The 26,498-nt window shown below is 63.0% G+C and carries 25 protein-coding genes and 1 pseudogene; 9 read left to right on the top strand and 17 right to left on the bottom strand.

Annotated features, from left to right (window positions below; translation table 11 throughout):
• Nucleotides 1-150 precede the first annotated feature (150 nt).
• The 6 genes from cimA to cysS are packed head-to-tail and all read right to left on the bottom strand — an operon-like array spanning nucleotide 151 to nucleotide 5,501.
• Nucleotides 151-1,773, bottom strand: coding sequence for a citramalate synthase (gene cimA / locus CK226_RS07140; protein WP_179300983.1), 1,623 nt, complete (start codon nucleotides 1,771-1,773; stop codon nucleotides 151-153).
• Nucleotides 1,770-2,720: a prolyl aminopeptidase gene (gene pip, locus CK226_RS07135; protein ID WP_095786482.1), complete on the bottom strand. Its 951-nt coding sequence runs from the start codon at nucleotides 2,718-2,720 to the stop codon at nucleotides 1,770-1,772. The genes cimA and pip overlap by 4 nt, the downstream gene beginning before the upstream one ends.
• The gene (locus CK226_RS07130) at nucleotides 2,717-3,193 is read right to left on the bottom strand and encodes a GFA family protein (protein ID WP_095791461.1); all 477 of its coding nucleotides are present in this window, start codon (nucleotides 3,191-3,193) and stop codon (nucleotides 2,717-2,719) included. The genes pip and CK226_RS07130 overlap by 4 nt, the downstream gene beginning before the upstream one ends.
• Nucleotides 3,190-3,681 (bottom strand): GFA family protein, encoded by a 492-nt coding sequence (locus CK226_RS07125; protein WP_095770708.1) that lies wholly within the window; start codon nucleotides 3,679-3,681, stop codon nucleotides 3,190-3,192. Before CK226_RS07125 ends, CK226_RS07130 begins: the two co-directional genes overlap by 4 nt.
• Before the next feature lie 3 nt (nucleotides 3,682-3,684).
• On the bottom strand, nucleotides 3,685-4,071 hold the full coding sequence (locus tag CK226_RS07120; protein WP_095791420.1) for a VOC family protein: 387 nt from the start codon (nucleotides 4,069-4,071) through the stop codon (nucleotides 3,685-3,687).
• Nucleotides 4,068-5,501: a cysteine--tRNA ligase gene (gene cysS, locus CK226_RS07115; RefSeq protein ID WP_095791419.1), complete on the bottom strand. Its 1,434-nt coding sequence runs from the start codon at nucleotides 5,499-5,501 to the stop codon at nucleotides 4,068-4,070. Before cysS ends, CK226_RS07120 begins: the two co-directional genes overlap by 4 nt.
• A gap of 417 nt (nucleotides 5,502-5,918) precedes the next feature.
• On the opposite strand from cysS, the gene CK226_RS07110 reads away from it, so the two are divergent.
• Nucleotides 5,919-6,074, top strand: coding sequence for a hypothetical protein (locus CK226_RS07110; RefSeq protein WP_095770711.1), 156 nt, complete (start codon nucleotides 5,919-5,921; stop codon nucleotides 6,072-6,074).
• A gap of 67 nt (nucleotides 6,075-6,141) precedes the next feature.
• Here the strand turns inward: CK226_RS07110 and CK226_RS07105 are convergent, their stop codons facing one another.
• Nucleotides 6,142-6,903 carry an SOS response-associated peptidase gene (locus tag CK226_RS07105; protein WP_095791418.1) on the bottom strand — a complete coding sequence of 254 codons (762 nt, stop codon included), beginning with the start codon at nucleotides 6,901-6,903 and terminating at the stop codon, nucleotides 6,142-6,144.
• 126 nt (nucleotides 6,904-7,029) lie between these two features.
• Here CK226_RS07105 and CK226_RS07100 point away from each other — a divergent pair, with 126 nt between their 5' ends.
• The 4 genes from CK226_RS07100 to CK226_RS07085 all read left to right on the top strand — a co-directional run bounded on the left by CK226_RS07100 (nucleotide 7,030) and on the right by CK226_RS07085 (nucleotide 9,376).
• Complete coding sequence (locus tag CK226_RS07100) at nucleotides 7,030-7,464, top strand: NUDIX hydrolase (RefSeq protein WP_095791417.1); 435 nt, start codon at nucleotides 7,030-7,032, stop codon at nucleotides 7,462-7,464.
• Nucleotides 7,465-7,526: 62 nt separating this feature from the next.
• On the top strand, nucleotides 7,527-7,904 hold the full coding sequence (locus CK226_RS07095; protein ID WP_095791416.1) for a TIGR02301 family protein: 378 nt from the start codon (nucleotides 7,527-7,529) through the stop codon (nucleotides 7,902-7,904).
• 352 nt (nucleotides 7,905-8,256) lie between these two features.
• On the top strand, nucleotides 8,257-8,514 hold the full coding sequence (locus tag CK226_RS07090; RefSeq protein WP_008874920.1) for a hypothetical protein: 258 nt from the start codon (nucleotides 8,257-8,259) through the stop codon (nucleotides 8,512-8,514).
• Between the two features lie 70 nt (nucleotides 8,515-8,584).
• Nucleotides 8,585-9,376, top strand: a complete 792-nt coding sequence (locus tag CK226_RS07085; RefSeq protein WP_179300982.1) for a hypothetical protein — start codon at nucleotides 8,585-8,587, stop codon at nucleotides 9,374-9,376.
• A 32-nt stretch (nucleotides 9,377-9,408) separates the two neighbouring features.
• Here CK226_RS07085 and CK226_RS07080 read toward each other — a convergent pair whose 3' ends face one another.
• Nucleotides 9,409-10,740, bottom strand: a complete 1,332-nt coding sequence (locus CK226_RS07080) for a dihydroorotase (protein WP_179300981.1) — start codon at nucleotides 10,738-10,740, stop codon at nucleotides 9,409-9,411.
• A gap of 75 nt (nucleotides 10,741-10,815) precedes the next feature.
• Between CK226_RS07080 and CK226_RS07075 the strand changes: the two genes are divergently transcribed.
• The 3 genes from CK226_RS07075 to CK226_RS07065 all read left to right on the top strand — a co-directional run bounded on the left by CK226_RS07075 (nucleotide 10,816) and on the right by CK226_RS07065 (nucleotide 14,518).
• Nucleotides 10,816-11,676 carry a folate-binding protein YgfZ gene (locus tag CK226_RS07075; RefSeq protein WP_095791415.1) on the top strand — a complete coding sequence of 287 codons (861 nt, stop codon included), beginning with the start codon at nucleotides 10,816-10,818 and terminating at the stop codon, nucleotides 11,674-11,676.
• Nucleotides 11,676-12,311 carry an HD family hydrolase gene (locus CK226_RS07070; RefSeq protein ID WP_095770716.1) on the top strand — a complete coding sequence of 212 codons (636 nt, stop codon included), beginning with the start codon at nucleotides 11,676-11,678 and terminating at the stop codon, nucleotides 12,309-12,311. The genes CK226_RS07075 and CK226_RS07070 overlap by 1 nt, the downstream gene beginning before the upstream one ends.
• Nucleotides 12,312-12,376: 65 nt before the next feature.
• A complete protein-coding gene (locus CK226_RS07065) occupies nucleotides 12,377-14,518 on the top strand; it encodes an EAL domain-containing protein (RefSeq protein WP_095791458.1) in 2,142 nt (713 codons plus the stop codon).
• 9 nt (nucleotides 14,519-14,527) lie between these two features.
• Here CK226_RS07065 and CK226_RS07060 read toward each other — a convergent pair.
• A pseudogene (locus CK226_RS07060) lies at nucleotides 14,528-15,418 on the bottom strand (fatty acid desaturase family protein).
• A gap of 113 nt (nucleotides 15,419-15,531) precedes the next feature.
• On the opposite strand from CK226_RS07060, the gene CK226_RS07055 reads away from it, so the two are divergent.
• The gene (locus CK226_RS07055; protein WP_095791414.1) at nucleotides 15,532-16,443 is read left to right on the top strand and encodes a LysR substrate-binding domain-containing protein; all 912 of its coding nucleotides are present in this window, start codon (nucleotides 15,532-15,534) and stop codon (nucleotides 16,441-16,443) included.
• A 12-nt stretch (nucleotides 16,444-16,455) separates the two neighbouring features.
• On the opposite strand, the gene CK226_RS07050 is transcribed toward CK226_RS07055, so the two are convergent.
• From CK226_RS07050 to CK226_RS07015, 8 genes are all read right to left on the bottom strand, one after another.
• Entirely contained in the window at nucleotides 16,456-16,728 is a 273-nt protein-coding gene (locus CK226_RS07050) for a DUF3303 family protein (protein WP_095791413.1), read from the bottom strand.
• 20 nt (nucleotides 16,729-16,748) lie between these two features.
• Nucleotides 16,749-18,212 (bottom strand): RimK family protein, encoded by a 1,464-nt coding sequence (locus CK226_RS07045; protein WP_095791412.1) that lies wholly within the window; start codon nucleotides 18,210-18,212, stop codon nucleotides 16,749-16,751.
• Complete coding sequence (locus CK226_RS07040; protein WP_095770936.1) at nucleotides 18,209-19,315, bottom strand: peptidase C39 family protein; 1,107 nt, start codon at nucleotides 19,313-19,315, stop codon at nucleotides 18,209-18,211. Before CK226_RS07040 ends, CK226_RS07045 begins: the two co-directional genes overlap by 4 nt.
• Nucleotides 19,316-19,522: 207 nt before the next feature.
• Nucleotides 19,523-20,314 (bottom strand): anti-sigma factor, encoded by a 792-nt coding sequence (locus tag CK226_RS07035; RefSeq protein ID WP_095791411.1) that lies wholly within the window; start codon nucleotides 20,312-20,314, stop codon nucleotides 19,523-19,525.
• Nucleotides 20,311-20,829 carry an RNA polymerase sigma factor gene (locus CK226_RS07030; protein WP_095770722.1) on the bottom strand — a complete coding sequence of 173 codons (519 nt, stop codon included), beginning with the start codon at nucleotides 20,827-20,829 and terminating at the stop codon, nucleotides 20,311-20,313. The genes CK226_RS07035 and CK226_RS07030 overlap by 4 nt, the downstream gene beginning before the upstream one ends.
• A gap of 161 nt (nucleotides 20,830-20,990) precedes the next feature.
• A complete protein-coding gene (locus CK226_RS07025) occupies nucleotides 20,991-23,741 on the bottom strand; it encodes a DUF2339 domain-containing protein (protein WP_095791410.1) in 2,751 nt (916 codons plus the stop codon).
• A 183-nt stretch (nucleotides 23,742-23,924) separates the two neighbouring features.
• Complete coding sequence (gene recO, locus CK226_RS07020) at nucleotides 23,925-24,686, bottom strand: DNA repair protein RecO (RefSeq protein WP_095786492.1); 762 nt, start codon at nucleotides 24,684-24,686, stop codon at nucleotides 23,925-23,927.
• Nucleotides 24,687-24,826: 140 nt separating this feature from the next.
• Nucleotides 24,827-25,978 carry a porin gene (locus tag CK226_RS07015; protein WP_095770725.1) on the bottom strand — a complete coding sequence of 384 codons (1,152 nt, stop codon included), beginning with the start codon at nucleotides 25,976-25,978 and terminating at the stop codon, nucleotides 24,827-24,829.
• Between the last annotated feature and the right edge of the window lie 520 nt (nucleotides 25,979-26,498).

The following is a 26,498-nucleotide window of genomic DNA, read 5'->3' as shown; positions in this document are numbered from 1 at the left end:
GATCCGTTATTAATGACAGTATATACGTCCAGGCAACTACGACGGCAATTATTAAAGATACCGGAGTCGAAATTGAACCGGTCAAACGGTCCTTTCGCTCCAGTTCAAATAAGTACAGCTCTTTATAGAGATTAAGTTCCTCCATCTACCTCACTCCGCCGCGACCAGCCCAGCCATATCACGGTTCTTCATCAGCTTGTAGATGATCGAATCCATCAGCGCCTGGAACGAGGCGTCGATGATGTTTTCGGAAACCCCGACCGTCCACCAGCGCGCGCCGGTGCCGTCATGCGATTCGATCAGGACGCGGGTGATGGCCTCGGTGCCCCCATTGAGGATACGCACCTTGAAGTCGGCGAGCTCGAGATCGACGATCTCGCTCTGGTATTTGCCGAGATCCTTGCGCAGCGCGATGTCGAGCGCGTTGACCGGTCCGTGCCCTTCCGCCACCGACATTTTTTCCTCGCCGTCGACCAGCACTTTCACGATCGCTTCGGACACCGTCTTCAGCTGGCCATTGGCGTCGAAGCGGCGCTCGACCATGCAGCGGAACGAGGTGACGTTGAAGAATTCCGGCAAGCCGTGCAGCATCTTGCGGGCGAGCAGCTCGAAGGACGCATCGGCGCCCTCATAGGCATAGCCCTCGGCCTCGCGCTCCTTGACGACCGCGATCAGCGCATCGAGCCGATGATCGTCCCTGGGCACCTCGATGCCGCGCCGCTTCAGTTCGGCGAGGAAATTGGCCTTGCCGCCCTGGTCCGAGACCATGACGCGACGGCGGTTGCCGACGGATTCCGGCGGCACATGCTCATAGGTCGCCGGCTCCTTGGCCAGTGCGGAGGCATGGATGCCGGCCTTGGTGGCGAAAGCCGAGGCGCCGACATAGGGCGCCTGCGCTTCCGGCGCTCGGTTCAGCAATTCATCGAATGCGCGCGACAGACGCGAAATGCCGGTCAGCGCCTCGGCCGAAATGCCGGTCTCGAAGCGATCCGCGAATGCCGGCTTCAGCGCCAGTGTCGGCACGATCGTGATCAGGTTGGCGTTGCCGCAGCGCTCGCCTATGCCGTTCAGCGTGCCCTGGATCTGGCGCACGCCGGCCTCGACCGCGGCCAGGGAATTCGCAACCGCCTGGCCCGTGTCGTCATGGGCGTGGATACCAAGATGATCGCCGGGAATGCCTGATGCAATGACCTTGGCGACGATGGTGCGCGCTTCCGAAGGCTGCGTGCCGCCATTGGTGTCGCACAACACCACCCAGCGCGCGCCGGCGTCATATGCCGTCCTGGCGCAGGCCAGCGCATAGTCCGGATTGGCCTTGAAGCCGTCGAAAAAGTGCTCGCAATCGACCATCGCCTCCTTGCCCGAGGTGACAGCGGTTTCGACCGAAGTCTTGATCGACTCCAGATTCTCTTCATTGGTGCAGCCGAGCGCGACGCGGACGTGATAGTCCCAGCTCTTGGCGACGAAGCAGATGGCGTCGGATTTCGACTGCACAAGCGCCGCAAGGCCGGGATCATTCGAGGCCGAGACCCCTGCCCGCTTGGTCATGCCGAAGGCGACGAATTTGGCGCGTGCCGTGCGTTTCTGCTGGAAGAACGCCGTGTCGGTCGGATTGGCGCCGGGATAGCCGCCCTCGACATAGTCCATGCCGAAATCGTCGAGCAGTTTTGCAATCGCGATCTTGTCCTCGACGGAAAAGTCGATGCCCGGCGTCTGCTGGCCATCGCGCAATGTGGTGTCGAAGAGATAGAGGCGTTCGCGGGTCATGGTCATTTGCCTGCAAATTTGTCCGTCGCACGGATCAGCCGGTCGAGGATGCCGGGCTCCGAATAAGCATGGCCGGCGCCCTCGATCAGATGGAAATCGGCTTTCGGCCAGGCCTTGTGCAGCGCCCAGGCATAGCGTGCCGGACACGGCATGTCGTAGCGGCCATGGACGATGGTACCGGGGATATCCATGAGCTTCCAGGCATCGCGCAGAAGCTGCCCCTCGTCGAGCCAGCCGGCATGGACGAAATAATGGTTCTCGATGCGAGCGAAGGCGACGGCATAGTCGTCCTCGCCAAACTTGCCGCTGGTTTCCGGTTCCGGCAGCAGTGTGATGGTTTCGCCTTCCCACAGGCTCCACGCGCGGGCTGCTTCCAGCTGCGCCTTGCGGTCCGAGCCGACCAGCCGCTTGCGGTAGGCGGCCATCATGTCACCGCGCTCGACCTCGGGGATCGGCGCCACGAAACGCTCCCACTTGTCGGGAAACATCTCGGAGACGCCGAACTGATAGTACCATTCGAGCTCGGCGCGGGTCAGCGTGTAGATGCCGCGCACAACCAGCTCGCTGACGCGATCGGGGTGCGTCTCGGCATAGGCGAGCGCCAGCGTCGAGCCCCAGGAGCCGCCGAACACCAGCCATGTGTCGAAGCCGGCCATTTCGCGCAGGCGCTCGATGTCGGCGACGAGATGCCAGGTCGTGTTGGCCTCCAGCGAGGCGTTCGGCGTCGATTTTCCGCAGCCGCGCTGATCGAACAGGATGACGTCGTAGAGTTTTGGGTCGAACAGCCGCCGGTGTTTGGGCGAGATTGTGCCGCCCGGCCCGCCATGCAGGAACACGGCCGGCTTGGCGCCCTTGGTGCCGGAACGCTCCCAGTAGACCTGATGGCCATCGCCGACATCGAGCATGCCGCTGTCGAACGGTTCGATCTCCGGGTAGAGGGTACGCAAGCTCATAGTTTCAGGCCCTGTTGCGGCCAGTTGGCCGTTTCGTGATCGGGGTGCTGGAAGGAGATGATCTGCTCCTGCCTTGCATAAAAGTCGGGATCGTCATGGACCGGCGCCTCGAAGATTTTTTCCACCCAGGGCAGCCTCGCCGCATAGTTGACCTGAATTTGCGGCGCCAGATCCGAGCGATCGTCCAAGGCGCCGATCGCGATCTCGAGCCCGCCGGGCTGGCGGTAGGTCAACGGTGTGCCGCAGCGGGCGCAAAAACCGCGATCGATGTTGACCGAAGACTGGAAATAGCTTGGTTCCTCACGCGTCCATTCGACACCGTCCCTGGGTGCAGTCACCAGCGCACCGAAGAACGAGCCGAACTGTTTCTGGCACATGCGGCAATGGCAGATGGACGAGCGCCCGAGCGCGCCCTTGATGCGGAAGCGCACGGCGCCGCACTGGCAACCGCCGGTTCGGACAGTTTCGATCATGGTCTTTCCTCCGGCGGCCATTGGTCGGTGTCGTGGTCGGGATGCTGGTAGGACACAAGCTCGGCGAGATAGGGAGCCGAACCCATGTCCGCCATCGTGTCCTCGCCCGGCAGTTGCGGAATGGTGTCGACATAAGGCAGTTTTGCCTCCGTACCCCACTGGATGGTCGGTGCGATACCAGCCGGATCGTCGAAGGCGGCGATCGCCAGCGCCATGCCGTCGGGCGCCTCGAAGGTCAGCGGCGTGCCGCATTCGGCGCAGAAGCCGCGCCGGGCGGCATTGGAGGAACGGAAGCGCTTGGGCTCGCCGCGTGTCCAGTCAACCCTGGCGCCGCGCACCGAGACCAACGGCAGGTAGAAATTGCCGCTCGCCTTCTGGCACATCCGGCAGTGGCAGATCGAGGCATCGCCAAGCGCGCCTTCGACGCGGAAGCGCACCGCCCCGCATTGGCAGCCGCCTGTGTAGACCGGCCGGTTGTCAAGGCTCATGGCTCACTCCGGATCATGGCAGACGGCCTCGACATTGTTGCCGTCGGGATCGAAGACGAACGCGCCATAATAGTTCGGATGATAGTGCGGGCGCAGGCCCGGCGCGCCATTGTCCTTGCCGCCGGCGGCAAGGGCCGCGGCATGGAAGGCATCGACCTCGGCGCGGCTGCGCGCGGTGAAAGCGACATGCTGATGGGCCTTTTGCCCCTGCTTGCCTTCCTGCAACCAGAACACCGGCCGATCACGGCCATAGCCTCCGATCTTTTCGCCGCCGGTGTATTCCAGCGGCACCATATAGAGCAGGGAAGCACCAAGCGGCGCCATCGCCTTGTCATAGAAAGCCTTCGAAGCGTCGAAATCTGCAACGTCGATGCCGAGATGGTCGATCATCTCTTTACCTCCCAAGTGGTGATGCGCTCGCCTGTGGCGGGATCCTTGCCGTCCTTCAACTGTACGCCTTGCGCCAAAAGCTCGTCGCGGATGCGGTCGGCTTCGGCCCAGTTCTTGGCGGCGATGAGAGCGAGGCGATTGGCGATTGCCTTGGCGATCTTGTCTTGGTCGACCTTTGCCGAGGCAACATCGAAGCCGAGGAACAGCAGTGACGCCTTCAGCGCGGCGGCGGCTTCGTTGCCTTCCGCGGCCTCGCCAGCCACCTGCGTCAGGACCTGGAAGGCAGCATAGGTGGCGAGATCGTCCGACAAGGCATTGATGACCTCCACCGGCAACCGCCCTGCCGCAGGCGCCAGATCGGCGGCGCGTTTCCACTTGCGCAGCGTGTTCTCCGCCTCCTCCAGCTTGCGCACGGAAAAGTCGATCGGCTCGCGGTAGTGCGTCATCAGCATCGCCAGTCGCAGCACCTCGCCCGGCCAATTGCGGCCGCCGAAGGTCTCGGTCTCCAGAAGTTCGTGGATCGAGTAGAAATTGCCGAGGCTCTTCGACATCTTCTGCCCTTCGACCTGCAGGAAGCCGTTGTGCATCCAGACATTGGCCATGACTGATGTGCCGTGGGCGCAACGCGACTGGGCGATCTCGTTCTCATGATGCGGGAAGATGAGATCGAGGCCGCCGCCATGGATGTCGAACACCTCGCCGAGATAGGCTGCCGACATCGCCGAGCATTCGATGTGCCAGCCCGGCCGGCCCCTGCCCCACGGGCTCTGCCAGCCCGGCTCTTCCGGCGATGACAGCTTCCACAGCACGAAATCGCCAGGGTTCTTCTTGTGCGCATCGACGGCGACGCGGGCGCCGGCCTGCTGTTCGTCGAGATTGCGCTTCGACAATTGGCCGTAGTCCGGCATCGACGCGGTGTCGAACAGAACGTCGCCCCCCGCGACATAGGCATGGCCGCGTTGGATCAGGCTTTGAATCAAGGTGATCATGTCGGCCTTGCCGTCGGCGCGGGGCTCGACGAATTCGGTAGCGCGCGGCTCGACCGTCGGCTCAAGGCAGCCGAGTGTGGCGACATCCCTGTGGAACTGGTCGGCGGTCTTTTCGGTCACCCGTCGGATCGCTTCGTTGAGCGACAGCTTTCCGGCCGATATCTCGCCACCGAAATCGCGCAGCGCACGCGCGTTGATCTTGTCGTCGACGTCGGTGATGTTGCGCACATAGGTGACATGCGCCTGCCCATAGAGATGGCGCAGCAGCCGAAACAGCACGTCGAAGACGATAACCGGCCTGGCATTGCCGATATGGGCGAAGTCGTAGACGGTCGGGCCGCAGACATACATGCGCACATTGAGCGCATCGATCGGAACGAAATTCTCTTTCGTGCGCGTCAGCGTGTTGTAGAGGCGCAGGCCCTGCGATGCGTCGGACATTCCATGCCTTCCCGGTTCAGAACTTTTTATCTGGATGGAGCCGGTCCCGCGCCGAGGCGCAAATCAGACTCCAGCCTGCTGGCCGGGGCGTTTGTCCACTCTGGGGAAAGATGAGGCGAAAACGTCCGGACCCGCGCGAGGCTAGCCAATAATGCAAATGCCACAAATGGCGAAAGACGTTTTCATGGGCGGCTTTATCGCCTTGGTCAGTGTTGCCGTCAAGTCGCTGCTTCCGAGAAAAACGCCGTAGAGATTGGCAAACGCGTCGCTCGATCACGCGGAATCAGGCAGTGAAACATTTTATTAAACATGTCGGCACAGTCATGAAACATTGGCCGGCTAGATCACCAAACGTCACGATTTGGTCGGATTCGACGGTCAAACGCGAACACGAAAACGTTACCTGGGAAGAGAAACATGCCTCGAAGCAAGCAGGAAGCCACCCGCGCCAAGCAACCGGCGCTGGCCAGCCACTATCGCGCCATCGGCCCGGCCGCGATCGTCGCCGCCCTTCTTCACACCGCGAAGAAAAAGAAGCCGGCGCCGAAGATCATATCGCCCCGCGCTGCCTGAAGCAGAGTGCGGCCGGCGCCAAAGGCGCCGGGCATGAGGCGTATAAGCCTCCAGACAGAAACTTCAGCTAGAACAACGTCATCTGACTGTCGTCCGCGTCGGGCTTCCGGCGTATGGTCTTCTCGGGCTCCGGCCCGACCTCGCCCCTCTGCTGAATCTCCGGGCCGGTGTTGGCGACCTTGTTGACGAGGTCGGAGACGGGGATAGCTTCGAAGAAATCCGGTTGCGCCGGCCGCAGCAGGTCGGCGACATCGCGCGGCTCCAACGTGCGGCAATCCAGCCAGCGGGCGAAATCCCCCGGATCGATGACCACAGGCATTCGATCGTGGATGTGGGCGATGGCGGCATTGGCGTTGACCGTCAGGATGGCGCCGGTGTCCATTTCCGAACCGCCGGGCTCGACATAGGTCTCCATCAGGCCGGCAAAGGCGACCAGGCCGCCTTGCCTGGGCCGGATCCAGTAGGGTTGCCCCTTCTTGCCCCCGCTCTGCCGCCATTCGTAGAAGCCTGACGCCGGCACCAGCGTGCGGCGATGGCGCATGGCGGCCTTGAAGGAGGCCTTTTCGATTGCGCCTTCCGAGCGCGCGTTGAACAGCAGCGGAAACTCCCTTGTGTCCTTGACCCAGGTGGGAATGAGCCCCCAGCGCACTAGCATCGGTTGCCGATCGGGCAAATTGGAACCCGGTGCCCGCGGCGCAGCGGCGGTCGCCATCAGCACCGGTTGCGTCGGCGCGATGTTGTAGCGGGCCGGGAAATCCTCCAGCTCCGCCAGGCCGAGAAAGGCAGCGGTCTGATCCGGTGTGGCGGTCAAGGCGAAACGTCCGCACATGATCGATTGCTCCTGCCTTCGAATGGCGCCGCCGGAAAGTGACAATGGAACAGCCGCACTGCAACCGCTAAAGCTGTCCGGCGGCGGCCGTCCACAGCGGGCTGCGGCGGCCGAACGGTGGGAGCCATGAACGATACACGAAAGATACTGCCGGCGGTCTCGGTAGCCGTGGTGCGCGGCGACACCGTGCTGTTGGTCAAGCGGGCACGGCAACCTTCACAGGGTCTCTACGCCTTTCCTGGCGGCAAGGTCGAGGCCGGCGAGACGCTGGAGGATGCTGTCAGGCGCGAGCTGCTGGAAGAGACCGGCTTGCGTGCCACCGGTTTTCGCCCGCTTCGGGAAATCCATATCGACGGCAGGGACGATTCCCACCCTGTCGATTACCGCCTCACGGTCTTTGGTGCCGCCTATGCCGGCGGCGAGGCCGTGGCCAGCGACGATGCCGAGACAGCAGCCTTCTACACGCTCCGCGAGATGGCGGCGCTGCCGCTTGCCGGCTCGGTGTTCGCGGTGGCGGAGGATCTGCTTGGCCGACCAGCTGGTTCCCCCGAAAGCCGCTGAATTCCCCAACCGCCGCGCCGGAAACGCCTTGCAGGCGACAAATTGTTTGGCCACATAGACTTATGAGCCGCGCTCCTTTCCTTGTCGCTTTGTACCTTGCCGTCAGTACGGCCGCGGCTGCGCGGCCGGCGTTCAGCGCCGAGTCACCGTTCGAGCCGGGACTGATGCGGCTGGCGGAGGTGCTGGGGTCGCTGCATTTCCTGCGCAATCTGTGCGGCGAGAAGGGCGACCAGTGGCGTGGCCAAATGGAAAAACTGCTCGAATCGGAAAATCCGGATCCGGAGCGTCGCGCCCGCTTCATCGCCAGCTTCAATCGCGGCTATCGTTCCTTCGGCGGCACCTATACGCAGTGCACGGCTTCAGCCACGGAAGCCATCAGCCGTTACATGAAGGAAGGCGAGACGCTGTCGCGCGACATCGCCTCGCGCTACGGCAATTAGGCGGCCATCAACAGATATCCGCGCTGTCGCTGGTCCTATCAGACAAATCCGGCTTGTAGCGATCTGTGTCTTGGTGCAATCCTGATGTTGCACTTCTGCAACAACGTTAATCAAACGTTACCGCAAGAATGCGAAATTAACTCAAACTGAAGGTTTTCACCCCGCAGGCCGGCCTAATCGGCTAAGTTTGATCCGGGTTGAAACGCAGCTTCGCCAAACACAGCCGTCTGCTGTAAAAGACGATCAAAAAAATGTCGTATTTACAGATACTTACTTAAGGCTGCGTGTAAACGGAACAGATCAAGCCTGATCCGCACTGAGGGATCGCAGCTTGAAAGGGTGGACATCGCTTATGGAACATGGTGTCAACGACATCGACGCGCTGGTCAGGGAAGAAAAGCGCCTGACGGCGGTGGAAAGCCACAGCGAAGCCTGGGCCGAGGGCCTTTCGGCCGGCATCGAGCCCGAGATCATTGCCGAGGCGGCGCTTGAGACCGCGTTTGGTGAAATGCTGCGCGCCAACGGCGAGACATCGGCCCTTGCCCTGCTCGACCGCATGCGTGAAAAGGTGATTGCTGGCGCCTTCGAACCCGAGCGGCTGCGGCACTGAACCGACATCCGGTTCTTTGACGATCGAGTGCCGTTTGGGCATCATGCCCGGGGCCAAGGAGATACGGGCAGTGAATTTTCCGATGTCAGGCCGGCCTAAGGGCTTGGTCCTCTACATCCGTCTCGCCGCGTGCTGTGCCGCGATTGCCTTTGTGACGTGCCTGGCAAGCAGCCCGGCCCATGCGCTGAGCGAGATCCAACGCGAAGAACTTCCCTCGCCTGTCACACCGTCAGCGGATGACGACGTTTCGTCGCCCGGCGGCGCGATTCCCATGCCCGACCCGGTGGGAACGCCGCCTTCGACCGGCCAGCAGCCGGCCGCTCCGGACGCGGCGGAGCCCGACAGTCCAGCGGATGGCGGCACCAACAGGCCGCGTGTCGATCCCGAAGCACCCTTGCCCGAGGTCGTCTACGACCTTAGCAAGCTGCCCGAGCCCGTGCGGCGCATGCATGATCTGATCATCGAGGCCTGCAAGAGCGGCGACATTGAAAAGCTGCGGCCTCTGATCGGCAAGGGCGACAGTTTGACCCAGCTGTCGCTGGCCGACATCGACGGCGACGCCATCGCCTTCCTCAAGGGCCTGTCCGGCGACCCTGACGGCCAGGAGATCCTGGCCATACTGGAGGAAGTGCTCAGCGCCGGCTATGTCCATGTCGACGCCGGAACAGCGCAGGAACTCTATGTCTGGCCGTATTTCTTCGCGCTGCCGCTGGACAAGCTCGACGCCAAGCAGCGGGTCGAACTGTTCAAGATCGTCACCGCCGGCGATTTCGACGACATGAAGCAGTTCGGCGCCTATATTTTCTATCGCGTCGGCATCACGCCTGCGGGCCAGTGGACATTTTTCGTCGCCGGAGACTAAGGGCTTGCCCCTGATCAAAGGGGAAAGGAAGCTCAGACGACAAGGGCCTCGGAAAACTCCACCGCCGTGCCCTGCCCGGGCGTCACGATTTCGCCTTCCCACATGACGCGGCGGCCGCGAATGACGGTGCCGACCGGCCAGCCGGTGACTTCCTTGCCGTCATAAGGCGTCCAGCCCGCCTTCGAACCGGCCTGCGCATTGGTGATGGTCTCGCGCCGCTTCATATCGACAACCGTAAAGTCGGCGTCGTAGCCGGCCGCTATGCGGCCTTTTCTGGCCATGCCGAAAATGCGCTGCGGGCCGTGGCTGGAGAGATCGACGAAGCGCTGCAAGGTCAGCCGGCCTGCGTTGACGTGGTCGAGCATGATCGGCACCAGCGTCTGCACACCGGTCATGCCCGAGGGCGAGGCCGGATAGGGTTTTGCCTTTTCGGCCAGCGTGTGCGGTGCGTGATCGGAGCCGAGCACGTCGACGATGCCTTGCGCGATGCCGTGCCAGACGCCGTCGCGGTGGCGGGAGGCACGCACCGGCGGGTTCATCTGGATCAGCGTGCCGAGCCTGAGATAGTCGTCGGCGCTCAGCGTCAGATGGTGCGGCGTCGCTTCGCAGGTCGCGACGTCCTTGTGCCGTTCGAGGAATGAGATCTCCTCGGCGGTCGAGATGTGCAGGACATGGATGCGGGCACGAACGTCGCGCGCGATGCGCACCAGCCGTTCGGTGCAGCGCAAGGCGGCGATCTCGTCGCGCCAGACCGGATGCGATGACGGCTCACCCTCGATGCGTTCGCCAAGGCGCTCGCGCAGGCGGAACTCATCCTCCGAATGAAAGGCGGCACGGCGGCGGGTGTTCCGCAGGATCGAGGCGACGCCTTCGTCATCCTCGACCAGCAGGTCGCCGGTGGACGAACCCATGAAAACCTTTATGCCCGCGGCGCCCGGCAGCCGCTCGAGCTCGCCGACATCCCTGGCGTTGTCGCGGGTACCGCCGACCCAGAACGCGAAGTCGCAATGCATGCGCCTGCTGCCACGCCGCACCTTGTCGGCCAGCGTTGCCTCGCTGGTGGTCAACGGGTTGGTGTTGGGCATCTCGAACACCGCGGTGACGCCGCCAAGCACCGCCGCCCGCGAGCCGGTTTCCAGATCTTCCTTGTGCTCCAGTCCAGGCTCGCGAAAATGCACCTGGCTGTCGATGACGCCCGGCAGGATATGCAGGCCGCCACAGTCGATCGTCTCGCCGGCCGAGGCCTGGCGGAGATCGCCTATTGTGGCGATGCGTCCATTCTTCACGCCGATATCACGTGCCCCCTCGCCATCATGGTTGACCACTGTGCCGCCTGTCAGGATGAGGTCGTAGGTCATGGCCATGCTCTCTTGCGGGGGGAGTGTCAGCGGCTTACGTAATGGCCAACCGTTTTGCAAGATCAGGCTTTTATCCTCCCCATGCCCTTTGCCCTGCTGAAAGACCGCGCGCTCATCTCCGTCTCCGGCCCGGATGCCGAGCACTTTCTGCAAAACATCCTGACCACCGATCTCGATACGCTCGGCGCCGGCGAAGCCAAGCCGGGCGCGCTGTTGACGCCGCAAGGCAAGATCCTGTTCGACTTCCTGATCTCGCGTGCCGGCGAAAACGCCTTCCGGTTGGAATGCCGGGCCGACATTTCAGACGATTTCATTCGCCGGCTGATGCTCTACAAGCTTCGCGCCAAGGTCGAGATTGCCAAGTCGGAACAGTCCCTTGTCGCAGTTGCGTGGGGAAAGGAGTCAATCGCCTCAGAAAATGATTCAACCGCGTTTGCCGACAAGCGCTTTGCCAAGGAAAGCGTCACACGCACCTATGCCGGCATTGCGGACGCCGGCGACATCGCTGCATGGCAGGCCTTCCGCATCGCCCATGGCATCGCGGAGAGCGGTGCCGATTATGCGTTGGGCGACGCCTTCCCGCATGACGTGCTGCTCGACCAGACCGGCGGCGTCGGCTTCAAGAAAGGCTGCTATGTCGGCCAGGAAGTGGTCTCGCGCATGCAGCATCGCGGCACCGCCAGGCGACGTGTGCTGATCGTGCAAGCTGGGCTTGCCCTGCCCGCCTCCGGCACCGAACTCACCGTCAAGGGCCGGCCGGTCGGCACGCTCGGCTCGAGCGCCGGCGACATCGGGCTTGCCATTGCCCGCATCGACAGGGTCAAGGCGGCGCTCGACGCCGGCCAGCCGATCCTGGCTGGCGATGTGCCGGTGACGATGGCCATTCCCACTTGGGCCAAATTCAGTTTTCCGCAGGAAACCGTCAGCGCGGAGGAAGCCTGATGGCGGCGGACCGCACCGGGGCGCCGCCACGCGCCTGGCAGCGCATGCTGTCCGGCCGCCGGCTCGACCTGCTCGACCCCTCGCCGCTCGACATCGAGATTTCCGACATTGCCCATGGGCTCGCCCGCGTCGCCCGCTGGAACGGCCAGACCAGCGGCGAGCATGCGTTTTCGGTCGCCCAGCACTCGCTGCTGGTCGAAGCCCTGTTCAATAATCTGGTGCCTCAGGCTTCTGCCACCGACCGGCTCGCCGCGCTGCTGCACGACGCACCTGAATATGTCATCGGTGACATGATCTCGCCGTTCAAGTCGGTGATGGGCGGCAGCTACAAGGACTGCGAATTGCGCCTGCAGCGCGCCATCCATCAGCGCTTCTCGCTGCCTCCCGAACCGGCCGCGGCGGTGCGCAGGGACATCAAGCGCGCCGACCAGATCGCCGCCTATTTCGAGGCAACGCTGCTTGCGGGCTTCTCGACCGCCGAAGCGACCGAATTCTTCGGCCGTCCGCGCGGTTTCTCCGCCGAGCGCTTCGATTTCACACCACGCTCGGTGACTTGGGCGCAGGATGCCTTCCTGAAGCGGTTTTCGGCGCTTGAGAAGTCGCGGCATCCAGTTGCGACATCGGCGGTAGGGTAGAGAACGCTAAATTAACCGGAAACGGCAACAGTGTGGTGTTCGATCACGCACCGCAGGCGCGCCTCATGCCCGTCGTGGATGTCAAGGATGGTTCGATCGTCCCGGAGCGGGCAGCCGAAGGCGTGGAGCGCTCTCGCCACATGGAAGACGAGTTGCGCGAACAGAACGAGCGCTTTTCCGCCGCTGTCGAGAACATGTCGCACGGTTTGTGCATGTTCGATGCCGACGAACGCATGATCATCTGCAACGGCAACTACATCGACATCTTCTGCCTCGACGCCAAGCTGGTACGACCGGGCATCCGCTTCATCGACATCCTGCGGCACAGTGTCGACATCGGCATCGCCTCGCAAAGCGCCGACGAGCTCTATGCCATCCGCAAACCCTATATCGACCAGGCGAAACCCTCGACCTACGAAGAAACGCTGTCGGACGGTCGCATCATCAACATCTCGCACCGCCCGCTGGCCCTCGGCGGTTGGGTCTCGATCTACGAGGACATCACCGAACAGCGGCGCGCCGAGCAGGATCTCAAGGAGCAGCATCGCCGTTTCGACGCGGCACTCGCCAACATGTCGCAAGGCCTGCTGATGTACGACGCCGACGGCAAGATGATCGTACGCAACCGGCGCTTTCTAGAGCTCTACAACGCCACCGCGGCGGACTTTCCGCTTGGGACGACGCATCGCGACGCGCTCGAAAAGCTGCTGGAGCTCGGCATCTACCAGAAGATCGACGTCGACAGCGAAGTCGCCAAGACCGAAGCCTGCCTGAAAGCGGCAAAAATGCACGAGGCCTATCGTTATCTAACCGACGGCAGGACGATCCTGGTCACGCGCCAGCCGATGAGTGGCGGCGGCTGGGTGGTGACCTTCGACGACGTCACCGAACGTCGACGCACCGAAGAGCGCATGATCCATCTTGCGCATCACGACACGCTGACCGGACTGCCCAATCGCTCGATGTTCCGCGAACGGCTCGACGTGGCGTTGGAGGATGCGGCGGCACCGCCGTTGGCAATCTTCTCGCTCGATCTCGACCGCTTCAAGGCGATCAACGACACCTGGGGACATCCCGCCGGCGACTGGCTCCTGAAAAGCGTCGCCGAGAGGCTGCAGCGTTGCCTGCGCAATGAAACAGACGTGGTCGCCCGCTTCGGCGGCGACGAGTTCGTCGTCATGCAGTTCAACTCGAGGGGCATCGCCGACGCTGAAAAACTGGCGAAGCGCATCGTCGAGGCCATCGCAAAACCGTTTCGCGACAAGAGCCGGGATATGCATATCGGCATCAGCCTCGGCATCGCCGTTTTCCCTGAAGATGGCAAGGACGCCGATACGCTGCTGAAAAACGCCGATACGGCGCTCTATCGGGCCAAGAGCGAAGGGAGAAACCTCTATCGCTTCTTCGAGCCCGCGATGGATGCCATCGTGCAGGCCCGGCGGGCGCTCGAGGTCGACCTCGACGCGGCGCTGCCGCGCCAGGAGTTCGATCTCGATTTCCAGCCCATCATGAACATCGCCTCCGGCGAGATCATCGGCGCGGAGGCCTTGATGCGCTGGCATTCCCCGACGCGCGGCACGGTCGCGCCAGACGCGTTCATTCCCGTCGCCGAAGAGACCGGACTGATCGTGCCGCTCGGCGAGTGGGCGCTGAGGAAGGCCTGCGCAGCGGCGGCCAGCTGGCCTCCCGGCCTGCGCATCGCGGTCAACGTCTCGGCCGTGCAGCTCAAAAGCGGCGGGTTTGCCCGCAGCGTCATCTCGGCCCTGGCCTTTTCCGGGGTGCCGGCCGGACAGCTGGAGCTGGAAATCACCGAAACCGTGCTGATGGACGAGAGCAAGGCCGTGCTGAAGACGCTGCGGCAGTTGCGCGATCTCGGCATCCGCATCGCGCTGGATGATTTCGGCACCGGCTATTCCTCGCTCGGCTATCTCAGGCGTTTCCCGGTCGACAAGATCAAGATCGACCGCTCCTTCATCCGCGATATGGGCAATCGCGACACGGCGGCGATCGTCCGCACCATTATCGGCCTCGGCAACGAGCTTGGTATTGTCGTCACCGCCGAGGGCGTCGAGACCGAGGTACAACTCGACATGCTGCGCGACAATGGCTGTGAAGAGGCGCAAGGCTATCTGATCGGCGTGCCGTCGAAGGCAGCGGACATCCAGCGTCTGTTGAAGGCGCGTGCGCTACACAGCCAGACCGGCTGATGGCATCGGTCAATTCAGCGTTTCGATATATTTCTCGTGGAAGCTGACATAGCCCGGCTCGACCACCTTCAGATGCCGCTCGATCAGCGCGTGAAACTGCGGCAATTGGTGAAACGGCACGCCGGGATAGGCGTGATGCTCGGCATGGAACGGCATGTTCCAGGCGAGCTTGCGCACCAGCCAGTTGGTCAGCGTGGTTCTCGTATTCTCCAGCATGTTGGCCACGAACGGACAGCGGCCGTGCTCGGCCAGCAGATAGAGGCGCAGAAACGGCTGCCCCAGTAGAGCGGGAATGATCCAGACATAGAAAAGCACGGAGAGCCGGAAATAGACGGCAAGCAGAAGGACGACCGCGTAGAAAGCAATCATGGCGCGCGCTTCGGCCCGCACCTTGGGCCGGCCTTTCGGCGGCACATAGCTTTCCTAGCTGCCGCCAACCGCATTGGCGTAGAGCGTCTTGAGATGGCCCCACCACAGCGGGATGCCGGAAACATGCACGAGATACTGTCTTAGCGTTTCCGGCTTGGGAAAGGCCAGCTCCGGATCGTTTTCGGGGTCCTGGGTGAAGCGGTGATGGGCGAAATGGAAATAGCGGAACCAGTCGGCCGGCAGCGCCAGCGCCAGGCTGCACACCCGCGCCACGAGATCGTTCAGCCACTGCGTGTCGAAGGCCGTGCGATGAACCGTCTCATGCAGCAGCGCGAACAGGAAGACGATCAGTATGCCTTGCGGCAGCATCAGCAGTGGCCAGAATGGTACTTTCGCGGCGATCAGCGATCCAATGATCACAATCGCCCCCCAATGGGCGCCGAGCTGAACGAGACCCGCAGCGTTGGACTTGGCGGTCAGACGACCGCGCTCTTCCGGGGTAAGTGACGCGATGATGTCGCGATGGTCCATCGGTTTCGATCCAGGCTGGCGATTTGACAAGGCCCACTCTAGGCGGTGAAAAAGCTTTCCAAAAACGACGATTCCTGCGATTTGGATAAGCTCACCTTATCTATCTGGCGATCATGGTCACATCTCCATCGCTCAAAGGACTCCAGGCTTTCGAGGCCGCGGCGCGCACGGGCAGCTTCGCCGCGGCAGCGGAAGAGCTTTCGGTCTCGGCCGCCGCCGTCAGCCAGCTTATCCGCACCGTCGAGGAACAGATGGGGCGCAAGCTGTTTCATCGGGTCAACCGCAAGGTTGTGCTCACCGAGGCCGGCGTGGAAATGCTGCCACGGTTGACCATGGCCTTCCAGGAAATCGGCAGTGTCTCGCGCGAATTGGGCGGCGATGCCTTCCGCCCGCGCCTGGTGGTATCGGTGCCGCCTTCGATGGCCATGGGTTGGCTTTCCCAGCGTCTGGCGGGCTTCGTCGCCAGCCACGGTGCCGCCGACATCTCGCTGCGCGGCGACGACGACCCGGTGCCGTTCGACCGTGAACTGATCGACATCAGGCTCTCCTACGGTCTGCACTATCGCGAGCACCCGACCGAGGACATCACCCGGGACGCCGTCTATCCGGTCTGCGCACCGGGGCTTGCCAGCGCGATCAAGGCGGAGGCACTCGCCGGGTTGCCGCTGATCCACACCGACTGGGGACCGACCGGCGCCTCGTTTCCGTCCTGGCGCAACTGGTTCGAGGCTGAAGGTGCCCAGCCCGGACGGGCGGCGCAGCGGGGCCTGTCGGCCAACTCGTCGCGCGCCGCCCTCGACCTCGCCATTTCGGGGCTGGGCGTGGCACTGGCGCAAGGGGTCTATTGTGCCGAAGCGGTGGAGGACGGCAGGCTGGTCCGACCCGCCGCCAGGGCGATCGCGCTGCGCCAGCCCTATTGCCTGACCATTCCGGAGCGCAGCGCCAGGCGCGATGTCGTGGCGGCGTTCCGCGATTGGCTGATAGAGGAATGTCGGCGCGCTGTGGGCTCGCCGGCGCTCCGCTGACCCGTCCTTTGGTCAGAGGTGCCCGCCCAAGGCCGCCACTAGATCCTTGTTCGTCGCCACCGGAACAATCTCGAACTCGACCAGATCAGCCCATTCGATGACCCAGCGCTGCAGCAGCGTGACGTCGTCCGTCTCCACCAGCAGGAAGCAGCGGCTCATATCCGCGGCGATCCAGCTGTGGTGCACGACAAGCTCCTCCGGCTTCAGGCGGCCCCGATCGCGGAAGCGGCGGTAGATATCCTTGCGGTCGCAGCCGGTGAAATCCTCGATCACGATGAACTGCATGTCTTCCCCTTGGTTGACCGTTACCGCCCCGGCCGGTCGAGGCGCTCCAGGAACCACTGCGTCAGCCGCACCCAAACCTCGTCCTTCTCGCCGGAATCCTCCCAGCCATGGTCGAGATTTGGGTTGTCGTTGACCTCGATGACGAAGACGCCGTCCTTGGTCTCCTTGAGGTCGACGCCGTAGAGGCCGTCGCCGATGCAGCGCGCCGCCTTGACCGCCGTCTCGACGACATGGGCCGGCGTCTCCTTCAGCGTGAAGGTCTTGATGCCGCCCTGGTCGGGCTTGCCATTGGCCTTGTGATTGACGATCTGCCAGTGCTTCTTGGCCATCAGATAGTGCACGGCAAACAGCGGCTGGCCGCCGAGCACGCCGACGCGCCAGTCATATTCGGTCGGAATGAATTTCTGCGCGATGAGAAGGTCGGAATCCTCCAGCCACTCGGTCGCAAGCCGTGTCAGTTCCTCGAGATTCTCGCATTTTTTGACGCCGCGCGAGAAGGACGAATCCGGGATCTTCAGCACCAGCGGGAAGCCCAGCGTCTGTGCGGCCAGTTCGAAGTCGGAGGTGCCGGCGATCATCACGGTCGGCGGCACCGGCACCTTGTTGTAGGCCATCAGCTCGTTGAGATAGACCTTGTTGGTGCAGCGGATCATCGACAGCGGATCGTCGATGACGGGCATGCCTTCCTGCTGGGCGCGGCGGGCGAAACGATAGGTGTGGTTGGAGATCGAGGTGGTCTCGCGGATGAACAGTGCATCATAGTTCGCGAGCTTGGCAAGGTCCTTCCTGGTGATGGGCTCGATTTCGACGCCCATCTTTTCGGCGATCTTGGCCCAGTAGCGCAGCGACGAGATTTCCGACGGCGGCAGTTCCTCGTGCGGATCGACCAGCGTGGCGAAGGTGTAGCGCGCCGGCGTGCGCCCCTTGGTGTCGCGCCATTCGCGGTTGGTGTAGGTCTCCAGGCATTGGATGAAACTTTTTTCCTCATCCTCGGTCATGCGCGCCAGCGGATGGAAGCCGATCTTGCGAATCGAGGCCCATTCGGCGCTGTCCTTGATGTGGACCTCGAGTGCCGGCGCCCGGAACCAGTCGAAAAGGAGCTTGGAGAAGCGGTCCCAGACTTTCGACGGGCCGATACCGAAGAAGATGCACACCTTGGCCGGAAAGGCGCCGCCGAGGTCCTTGCGGCATTTGTTGAGCGCCAGTTCCAGTTCCGGCAGCGCATGTTCGTAGAGCTTGCGTTCGGACAGGTCGATCATCGTCTCGACGGTCGGAATGACCTTGTGGCCGCGTGAACTCGCCAGCAGCGAGGCATAGTAGCCGCGGCTCTGGTAGCCGTAATTGTTCGACAGGTTGATGACCTTCGGCCGCTGGCCGCGGAACAGCGACGGATGCGCGAGATAGTCGCGATTGGTGATGATCTTGTGCGGTGTCGCCACCTGGTCGAGATCGCTCTGCCGGCCGGTAAGGATGACCCAGGTCATTGTGTGTCGCGCTTCCCCAAGGTGATGGCGGCACGCAGTCCGTCGCGGCCGAACTGCGCCATGTTCATGAAGATGCCGTAGGGCACGGGAATGTTGGCGGCATCAAGGATGGTTTCCTGCCTTTCGTCCTCGACCCAGGGGTCGTGGATCAGAATATGGTCGCCGTCGTCGCCGATGGCCAGCACCCAGTGCGGCACCTTCTTGCCGAACATAAGGAAGCCGCTGATCAGCACCAGCACCAGTTTTCCCGCGGCGATCGCGGTTCTGATGTCATCTAGGGTGAACGGGCGGTAATTCACCGGGATGCCGTAAAGTTCCGCGCGGCGGCGAAAGTCGACCTGGGCCAGTTCCATCACACGGCGCTTGTCCTCGCTGCGCACCGATTGCAGGAACAGCGCGCCGTAGAAGGAAACGAAGATCTCCGCCGCGAGTCCGCTTTCATAACCCGAGACAGCCAGGCCGAATGGCTCGCAGCCGCCCGGACCCGACATCATGAAGACGGTCGTGGCTTCGCGCCAGAGGCGGATTTCCATCACCGGATCGGGCACGAAGCCGCGATCGAAATTCGCCATCGCCATCATCAGGCAGCATGGGCCGCAGGTGAACTCGCAGGTCTGCTGGTAGAACGGCACCCTTGTGGCGACCGGAAGGTCGCCGCGCAGGGTTTTCTCATAACGAAGCGCGGTCGCGCCGTCCTCGTAATAGCCAGGCTCGCGGCCAATCTTGCGGTAGCCGGCCTGCTCGTAGATGCCGATGGCGCGGCCGTTGTCCTCGCGCACTTCGAGACGCAGCATCATGCGGTCGTGCCCGAAGGCCGCCTCCTCCGCCGCGGTCAAAAGCTGGCGCCCGATGCCGAGCGCGCCGAAAAATGGGCCGACGGCTATGGAATAGAGCCGCGCCACCCCACTGCCCTTGCGAAACAGCACGATCGCGTAGCCCGCGACGCGGCCGTCGAGCTCGGCGACCAGCGTCTCGGCGGTCTCGCGCTCTATGAACAGGCGAAAGGAGCGACGGGAAATGCGATCGCTCGAAAAAACGGCTTTCTCGATGGCGGCGAGATCATCGACGTCAGACGCGCGGGCCGTGCGGATCTCGGCAGGCATGCGACTCGCGAAACCTCGATTGCGTTGCGGAAACGGCCCCGGTCAAAAGCGTCGCAAACACCAGCCGAAGCGCCGGTATTCATCAAGCGCTATCGCTCCTTGATTAGGGCCGAATTGTGACAGTTTCCGCCGAGGCAAGGAAGCTCGCGGGCTTTGAACAGGATCGCTGTTTTGATAGGCCACCGGCTGCGAACAATTGCGGCCAACTCAGCTTGCGAGGCCTGCCAGAAGCTGGCCATAGGCATTCTTGGCCACGACCGCCAATTGCTCGCGCGGCAGCGAGCCGACGACGGCGCAGCCATAGCCCTTGTCCAGCCAGTAGACGGCCTGCGGGCCGTCCTGCGCCGAAGCATAGGTGCCCTTGGCATTCTCCACCGATTCCGCGGTGACGAAGAGGGATATGCGTTCGCCCTTGTCGTCCTCGTAGAGCAGCATCGCGGCCTTGCTGTCGCCGGCCGGCAGCAAGCGGCCGCCAACCAGTTGGAAGCCGTTCGCCGTCAGGTCCGGCGCCACCAGCTTCAGCCCGACCCGGTTGGACAGCCAGGTCTGCAAATGATCCTTGTCGCTGGCCGGCACTTCCACGGCATGCCGCTTCTCGGCGGCGTATATGACATGGGCGGCAATCGCCTGTTCGGCGAGCCGATCTTCCGCCGGATCCTCCTGTTGGATGGCGTCCATGCCGGCAAAGTAGCCGCCAAATCCACCCGTGGCCAAAAGCACCGCGGCGGCAGCCGCAAGCCACCAGCGCGAGCGCGGCATCGCAGCCTTAACCGGCGCTTCGCCGAGCACCACCTTGCGCAAGCGCGCGGGAACAGGTTCATCCAGCACGCCGGCAAAGGCCGAGCGCAGTGCCTCCCGGTCGGCTGTGAAGCGGGCGCTCCTGGCCTTCATCTCGGGATTGGCGTCGAGCCAGGCATCATAGGCGGCGCGCTCGTCGGCCGGCAGTTCGCCGTCGAGCGCCATATGGATGTCACGTTCTGAAAAATCGCGGCGGATCATTTCTCGACGATCCTTATCGCGCGGCGACGCGCCGTGTCATCCAGCAAACCGCGCAGTTCCTCACGCCCGCGCGCAATGCGCGACATCAGCGTGCCGGCGGGCACGCCCAGCATGTTGGCGGCCTCGGCATAGGAAAAACCCTCGATGGCGACCATCACAAGGGCCGCGCGGCGATCGGGGCTGATCGCCTGCAGCGCGTCGATGATCTCGCGTGAGGCTATGCCGTCCAACTGCTCGGCCGGCTGGGCAACCGCCTCGCCCGCTTCCAGGGGCAGCATCGCCGCTTCACCGCGACGGTTCACCTTGCGCATCTGGTCGATGAACAAATGATGCATGATCGTAAACAGCCACCTCCTGGGGCTTTCTCCCGTCTGCCAGTTGTCGAGCCGCACGAGTGCGCGCTCGAGGCAATCCTGGACGAGGTCGTCGGCAGAATCCCGGTCGCGCAATAGCGAGCGTGCGTAGCGGCGCAGGCGCGGTATTTCGCCAAGGATTGCTGCCTTCTTTTCGTCCATGACCGCTGGTTCTGAAATCGCCCTTGTTGATCCCGATTCAACGCGCCTTCCCGGCGCGACGCAAGCGGCCAGCGCGAAGCGGTCCGCCGCCCCGGTCACCCAAGCAATGAGATAACGCTGGCGGGAGCCGGTTTATTCCCGGCTCGATTGAACGCCTGCCGTCATTGTTCGACGACCGGTATCTTCTCCCTCGCCGCCTGCGTCAAAAGTCGCTGGTAGAACAGGCCGATGCCGATCAGCACGGCGCCGAGGCCGATGAAGGAAAGCGCCCTGAGTACGCCCTCCAGCTCCGACATGTCGAAGAGGAAGACCTTCAGCACGGCGATCGCGATCAACGCGGCCGAAGCAATGCGCAGCACCTGCGACTTCAGCCAGACGCCGGCGGTGAGCAGCGCCACGCCGATCGCCAGCCAGAGCGCCGAATAGGTGTAGGTTTCCAGCTGGCCGAGCCCGCTCCACAGGCCGATGAACTCACCCTTGAACAGCCGTCTGACCGACAGGGTGGCATAAGCCAGCGCAAGCATGGCCGCCACCACCGCCAACATCTGCGCATACCATTTCGGCCGCTTGTCCCTGACATAGAGCGCCAGTCCGCCGGCGGCGACGGCCGGCAGGAGATAGGCGAGGAACAACAGGTTGAAGACCGGAATCCGGCCGGTCGATTCGTCCGTAAACAGCGGATTGAGCACCACGAAGTGCCGGATGACGATCAGGGCGACAGAAACCACGCCCGCCGCCATTGAGCCATAGCGCAGCACCGAACTTGGCGAGCGCATGTCGATGGCGACCAGGATGGCGCCGGCGCCGATGGCAATCAGCGTGTAGATCGCCTGTTCGGCGAGCGTCATCGGACCTGTGTCGATGACGCCGCCATGCATGGCGTGACGCACCAGCATGGCAACGGCAAGCAGCGCAAACAGCGCCGCCGCCGCTTCCATGGCGAGGCGCGGCCGGCCGTTGGTGGTGCGGGCGAGTTGCCAGGCGGCGAAGCCGAAGGCGAGCGCCGGGACGCCATAGCCCGGCAGCAGCCAGTTGAACACCGGTGTCGTCGACAGGAACTCGGCGCCGACGATGGTCGGATCGAAGGCGACACGGCCAAGTACGGCGATCACGGCGCCAACCGGAATCCAGCCGAGCACCGGGTAGGAGCGCCAACGCGTAGCCAGCGCCGGCACGATGGCTGCTGCACCAAGCAGAATAGTGGTCCAGCCGGAATTGAAAGCCATGTGCAGCATCAAGAGGCTGGCGAGCGCCGCACCGACCAGAGCAAACGACACGGCCAACCCGCCCTTGAGTGAAGGCTCTTCGGCGCGCGCGATCCATTCGCCGCCTCCGGCGAAAACCGCGACCAGCAGTGCGGCGACGGCGGCGTAGACAAAATCGCGGTCCAGATTGCCGAAGGTGAACCAGAGTGCCAGCAGGATGACCAACGGCACGATGACACCCGATGCCGCCCATGAGGCGGATCGAAACGAGGCAGATGCCGCGAATTTGCGGGCGGCCCACATGCCCGAGCCGATGAAGACCAGGCCCAGCGCAAGGCCGATGCGCAAGGTCAGTGCATTGGACGTCGCCGCGGGCAAACCATCGACACCGAGAGCGCCGACCGAAAAGTCGGATGCGATCGAGGTTGGCGGGATGATGCCAAGATAGATCATGACCGTTGCCAGTCCGGCGGCGTAAAGCAGTGGCAGCGCCAGCGGGCGATAAAGCGCGACTGCCACCATCGCCGCGAGGATCACGGCGCCTGGCAAGGCGTAGCCGGCTGCGGCGAAGGCCGGGTCGATCGACAGGCCCAGCGCCGAGAAGGCAACGAACAGGCCAGGCACGATGGACGGCCAGTCGAAGGCCCTGGCGGTTTCGTCGCGATGGCGGCCGAGCCAGACAAAAGCGAGCACGGCCAGGGTGACGGCGTCGATGAACAGGATGGCGGAGAGGTTCGCGCCCGGCGCGTCGGTCATGTAAAGAATGGTCCAGATGCCGGTGCCGAAAAAGGCGGCCGCCATCAGCGCTGTCCAGTCACGCATGCGGGCGATGACAGCGGTGGTGGCAAGCACGATGGCGAGGTAGCCGAACAATGCCCAGGGATTAGGCGCCTGCGAGGCGATCAGCACCGGCGTCACCATGGCGCCGACAAGACCGATGCCGGCCAGCGCCTGGCCATGGACCAGGGCCGCCGCGATCGTCGCCACACCGATGGCACCAAGCAGCGTGAAGGCAAGCGCCGGGCCGATGAAGCCGTAAATGCCGTGGGCGGCATAGACGGTGCCGAACAGGATGAAGGCACCGGCCGCCGTCAGGATCGCCGGAATATAGGCGCCGGCAACGCCTTGCACCGGCACCTTGAAGCCGGTGCGGCGGATGAACTCGCCGCCGGCAACCAGCACCAGCCCGAGCACCGCTGCCATGGTGAGCCGCACGCCGGGGCCGAAAATACCGGCCTCGATTGTGTAGCGGATCAGGAACAGGCCACCCAGCGCCAGCGCGATGCCGCCGACCCAGACCGCCCAGCGCGTGCCGAGTGCCGTCTCGATATCCGGCTTGCCGGGAGCCTTGGGCGCTGCAACCGGCTCGACAGGTTCTGCTGCCTTCGGAGCCTCGCCCGCGGACCAGGGGCCGGACACAGCCTCGCCAGCTGGAGCTTCCGTTTCTGTAGCCGGCGCCTGTACGATCGGTTCACTCACCGCCGGCGAGGCGATATCGGCCGCTGCCGCAGCCATCGGCGCCGCGTCAGCCTTGCCCTCGGCAGCTATCTGTTCTGCCGGTTTGGCCACCGGCGGCACGGCACCTGAAAGGACGAGACTGCGCAGCGCGCCAAGCTCGCGTTCGATCAGACCGATGCGGCTCTGCTGGCGCGAAATGATGACGAACAAGGCGATGACGGCGACAAGGCCGATCAGGCTTTCAAACATGGCGGTTCCCCCAAACCAGGCCAGTTTTCACTGACGTTTCATCTCACTGACATCCAAATACGGCGGCTACACGGCTGAAAAACTCAACGCGCCGCCAGATCGGCGGCTGGAATATGTCTCGGTACCGAAAACCAAGGACTTGCCGCCGAGCGACGAACCGGTCTGGATAAAGGTCGACCTCCATCATGCGGCATTGTCTCCGGCAATGGCCTTGCGCGTCGCATGATGCTTGCGCAAGGCGGCGAGAAAGCCGGCGCGGGCATCGGGCTGTTCGATGGCACGCGGCTCATAGACGTGGCGCGTGAAGAAAAACCCGGTCAGCCGGAAGGCGTCCTCGACCGCCGCAGGATCTCCGCGCAGGCCGGAGCCGCGTTGCAGAAAGGCCGGCAGCGCCAGCATCTTGTCGCGCCATGGCGCGCCGGCTTCGCGCGACACCGCACGACCCGACTTCGGCGAGACATAGGCCAGATCCTGCTTCGTTCCGGTGGCGGCGCATTGGCTGAGGTCGAGGCCGAAACCGAGTTCATCAAGGATCAGAAGCTCGAAGCGCGCCACCAGTTCGCCGGCGGCGTCGGCATCATCGAGATGGACGATCATCACGGAAAGCGCCTCGTAAAGGCCGCCATGAGCGTCACGCTCGGGCAAGAGGCGCAGATGCGCGGCCATGGTCTGCAGGCCGTAGACGGCAACGGCGCTGTCCATCAGCCTGGCAGCGTTCATCTCGATCGCCTCGGCCTGGAATGTGCCGAGATGCTCGTCAAGGCGGGCCCGCCACAAGAGGTCGACGCGATTGCCGGGCTGGAGAACGGGTTGCTGCTTGCGCGAGCGGCCGCCGCGCACGAGACCGAGATGGCGGCCATGCGCGCGGGTCATCACCTCGAGGATGGCGCTGGTTTCGCCATGCTTGCGGGTGCCGAGAATGATTCCCTCGTCGCGCCATTCCATGCCTAGAGCTTTTCACCCGTTGGACAGCGAAATCAAGGTATGGGGTTTGGGTACCTGACAGACTGGGCACTGGGACGGCGAGCAAAAAAAAACGCCCGCAGCGATACGCTGCGGGCGGTCTGGTAGGGTCAGTCGATGCTTTAGAACGAGCGCTGGAAGCGGAGAATGCCGCCGACGCTGCTCTTCTTGTTGGCCTTGGTCCAGTTGCTGAAGTCGGCGTCGTCGAACTTTCCAGCATTCAGGTAGTCGACTTCGGCCGTGACCGTCATGCCGGGCACAACTGTATAGGCAACGTTGGCGGCGATGCCGAGGTTCTTCCAGTCGTCATAGGAGACCTGGGCGTTGAACGAAGTCTTGTCGTTGAACTTGTAGGTGCCGCCGCCCCAGACTGCCCAGTTGCCGCCCCACTGCTTGTAGAAGCCACGGCCCTTCGCGTTGACAGCGTTGGTCGGGTCGGTCAGGTTGTCATCGGTGCCGTAGCCACCCATGACGAACAATGACAGTTCCTTGGTGACGTTGACGTCCAAACGAACCTTGCCGGCCACTTCCTCGTAGTTGCTGTCATAGGCGACAACACCGGTGAGCGCACCCCAGTCGGCCTTGTACTTCAAGCCGCCGACGACATGCGGAACGTAGCTGTCGATCGTGTTGGCGCCGGCGCCTTCTTCGAGCGAGACCACCGCGGTGATGCCGTTGCCCGCGTCGAAGTAGTATTGAACGACGTTGCTCTCCTGCCCACCATACGGAACCAGCGTATCCTGGATGACGGCGCCGGCATAGCCGATGAACGTATCGAAAGCCGTATCGTCTTTGCCGACACGCAGGCCGCCGAGCTGGATGTAGGCGAACCGCAGCGACGTAGACTTGTTGCGGCCCTGCCAGTCAGTGGAGCCCGAAGTATAGTCGCCGCTGCTGTTGCCGAAATTGAAGCGGGTCTCGGTGTAGGTCTTCAGGGTGCCGAGTTCGGTCTCCTGACCGGTCCAGGTCTTCAGCGTGAAGCGGGTGTTCTTGTAGTAGGTCGAATGAGTGTCGCCGTCCTGATGGTCCGGGACATGGTTGACACCATCCAACGAGCCGGAGTCACCGACGCCGATGTCATAACGGACATAGCCACCGATGCGCAGGCAGGTTTCGGTGCCCGGGATGTAGAAGTAGCCGGCGCCGTAGACGTCGCAGATCTTGACGTATTCGGCTGGTTCCGGTTCGGCGACGACGACAGCGTCGGCGGCGCGTGCGCCGCTGACCGCGATCAGTGCCGCGGCTGAGCCGAGAAGGAGGCTCTTGATGTTCATTTTATGACCTCTCCAGTCAAGTTTAAAATGGCTTCGGATTTGTGGCTGGCGGATATGTTTTCCCGCCTCACCCCCACAACGAAAAAGGCGCGCACCGCGTCCCCTTTTCGCGGCGAACATACCCATCAAACTTCCGCCTTCAATGACGGTTTTTGAAATAACAGCGATTCAAAGAACAGTTTTATTCTGTGTTGCACAAATAACACTCGCCGTATAGCAAATGGCACAATCGGTACAACGTCATAAAATCAATATATATCCCGATAATTTCTCGACTAACTATGTTTTAAGCAGGTTACCATTCCACAAAGACCCCGTTAAATGGGAATTTTTGGACTATTTCCGACAACACTCGGTGGTTATTTTTCGTTCCATCTATCGTGGACTGGGATCCAATCCACTCCGAGGTTGCGACGGATAGCCATGCTGGTCGCTGGGTTGGCCATATCTGCCAAAGCAATCGAAACGCACCGGCGCGCGCTGTCGCTTTCCCGATTTGTGGCGGTAGCGCTCTCGCTGC

Source organism: Mesorhizobium sp. WSM4311, assembly GCF_002295115.1.
Lineage (GTDB): Bacteria > Pseudomonadota > Alphaproteobacteria > Rhizobiales > Rhizobiaceae > Mesorhizobium.
The sequence above is the reverse complement of the archived record's forward strand: the minus strand, read 5'-3'. Positions and strand labels throughout refer to the sequence as shown.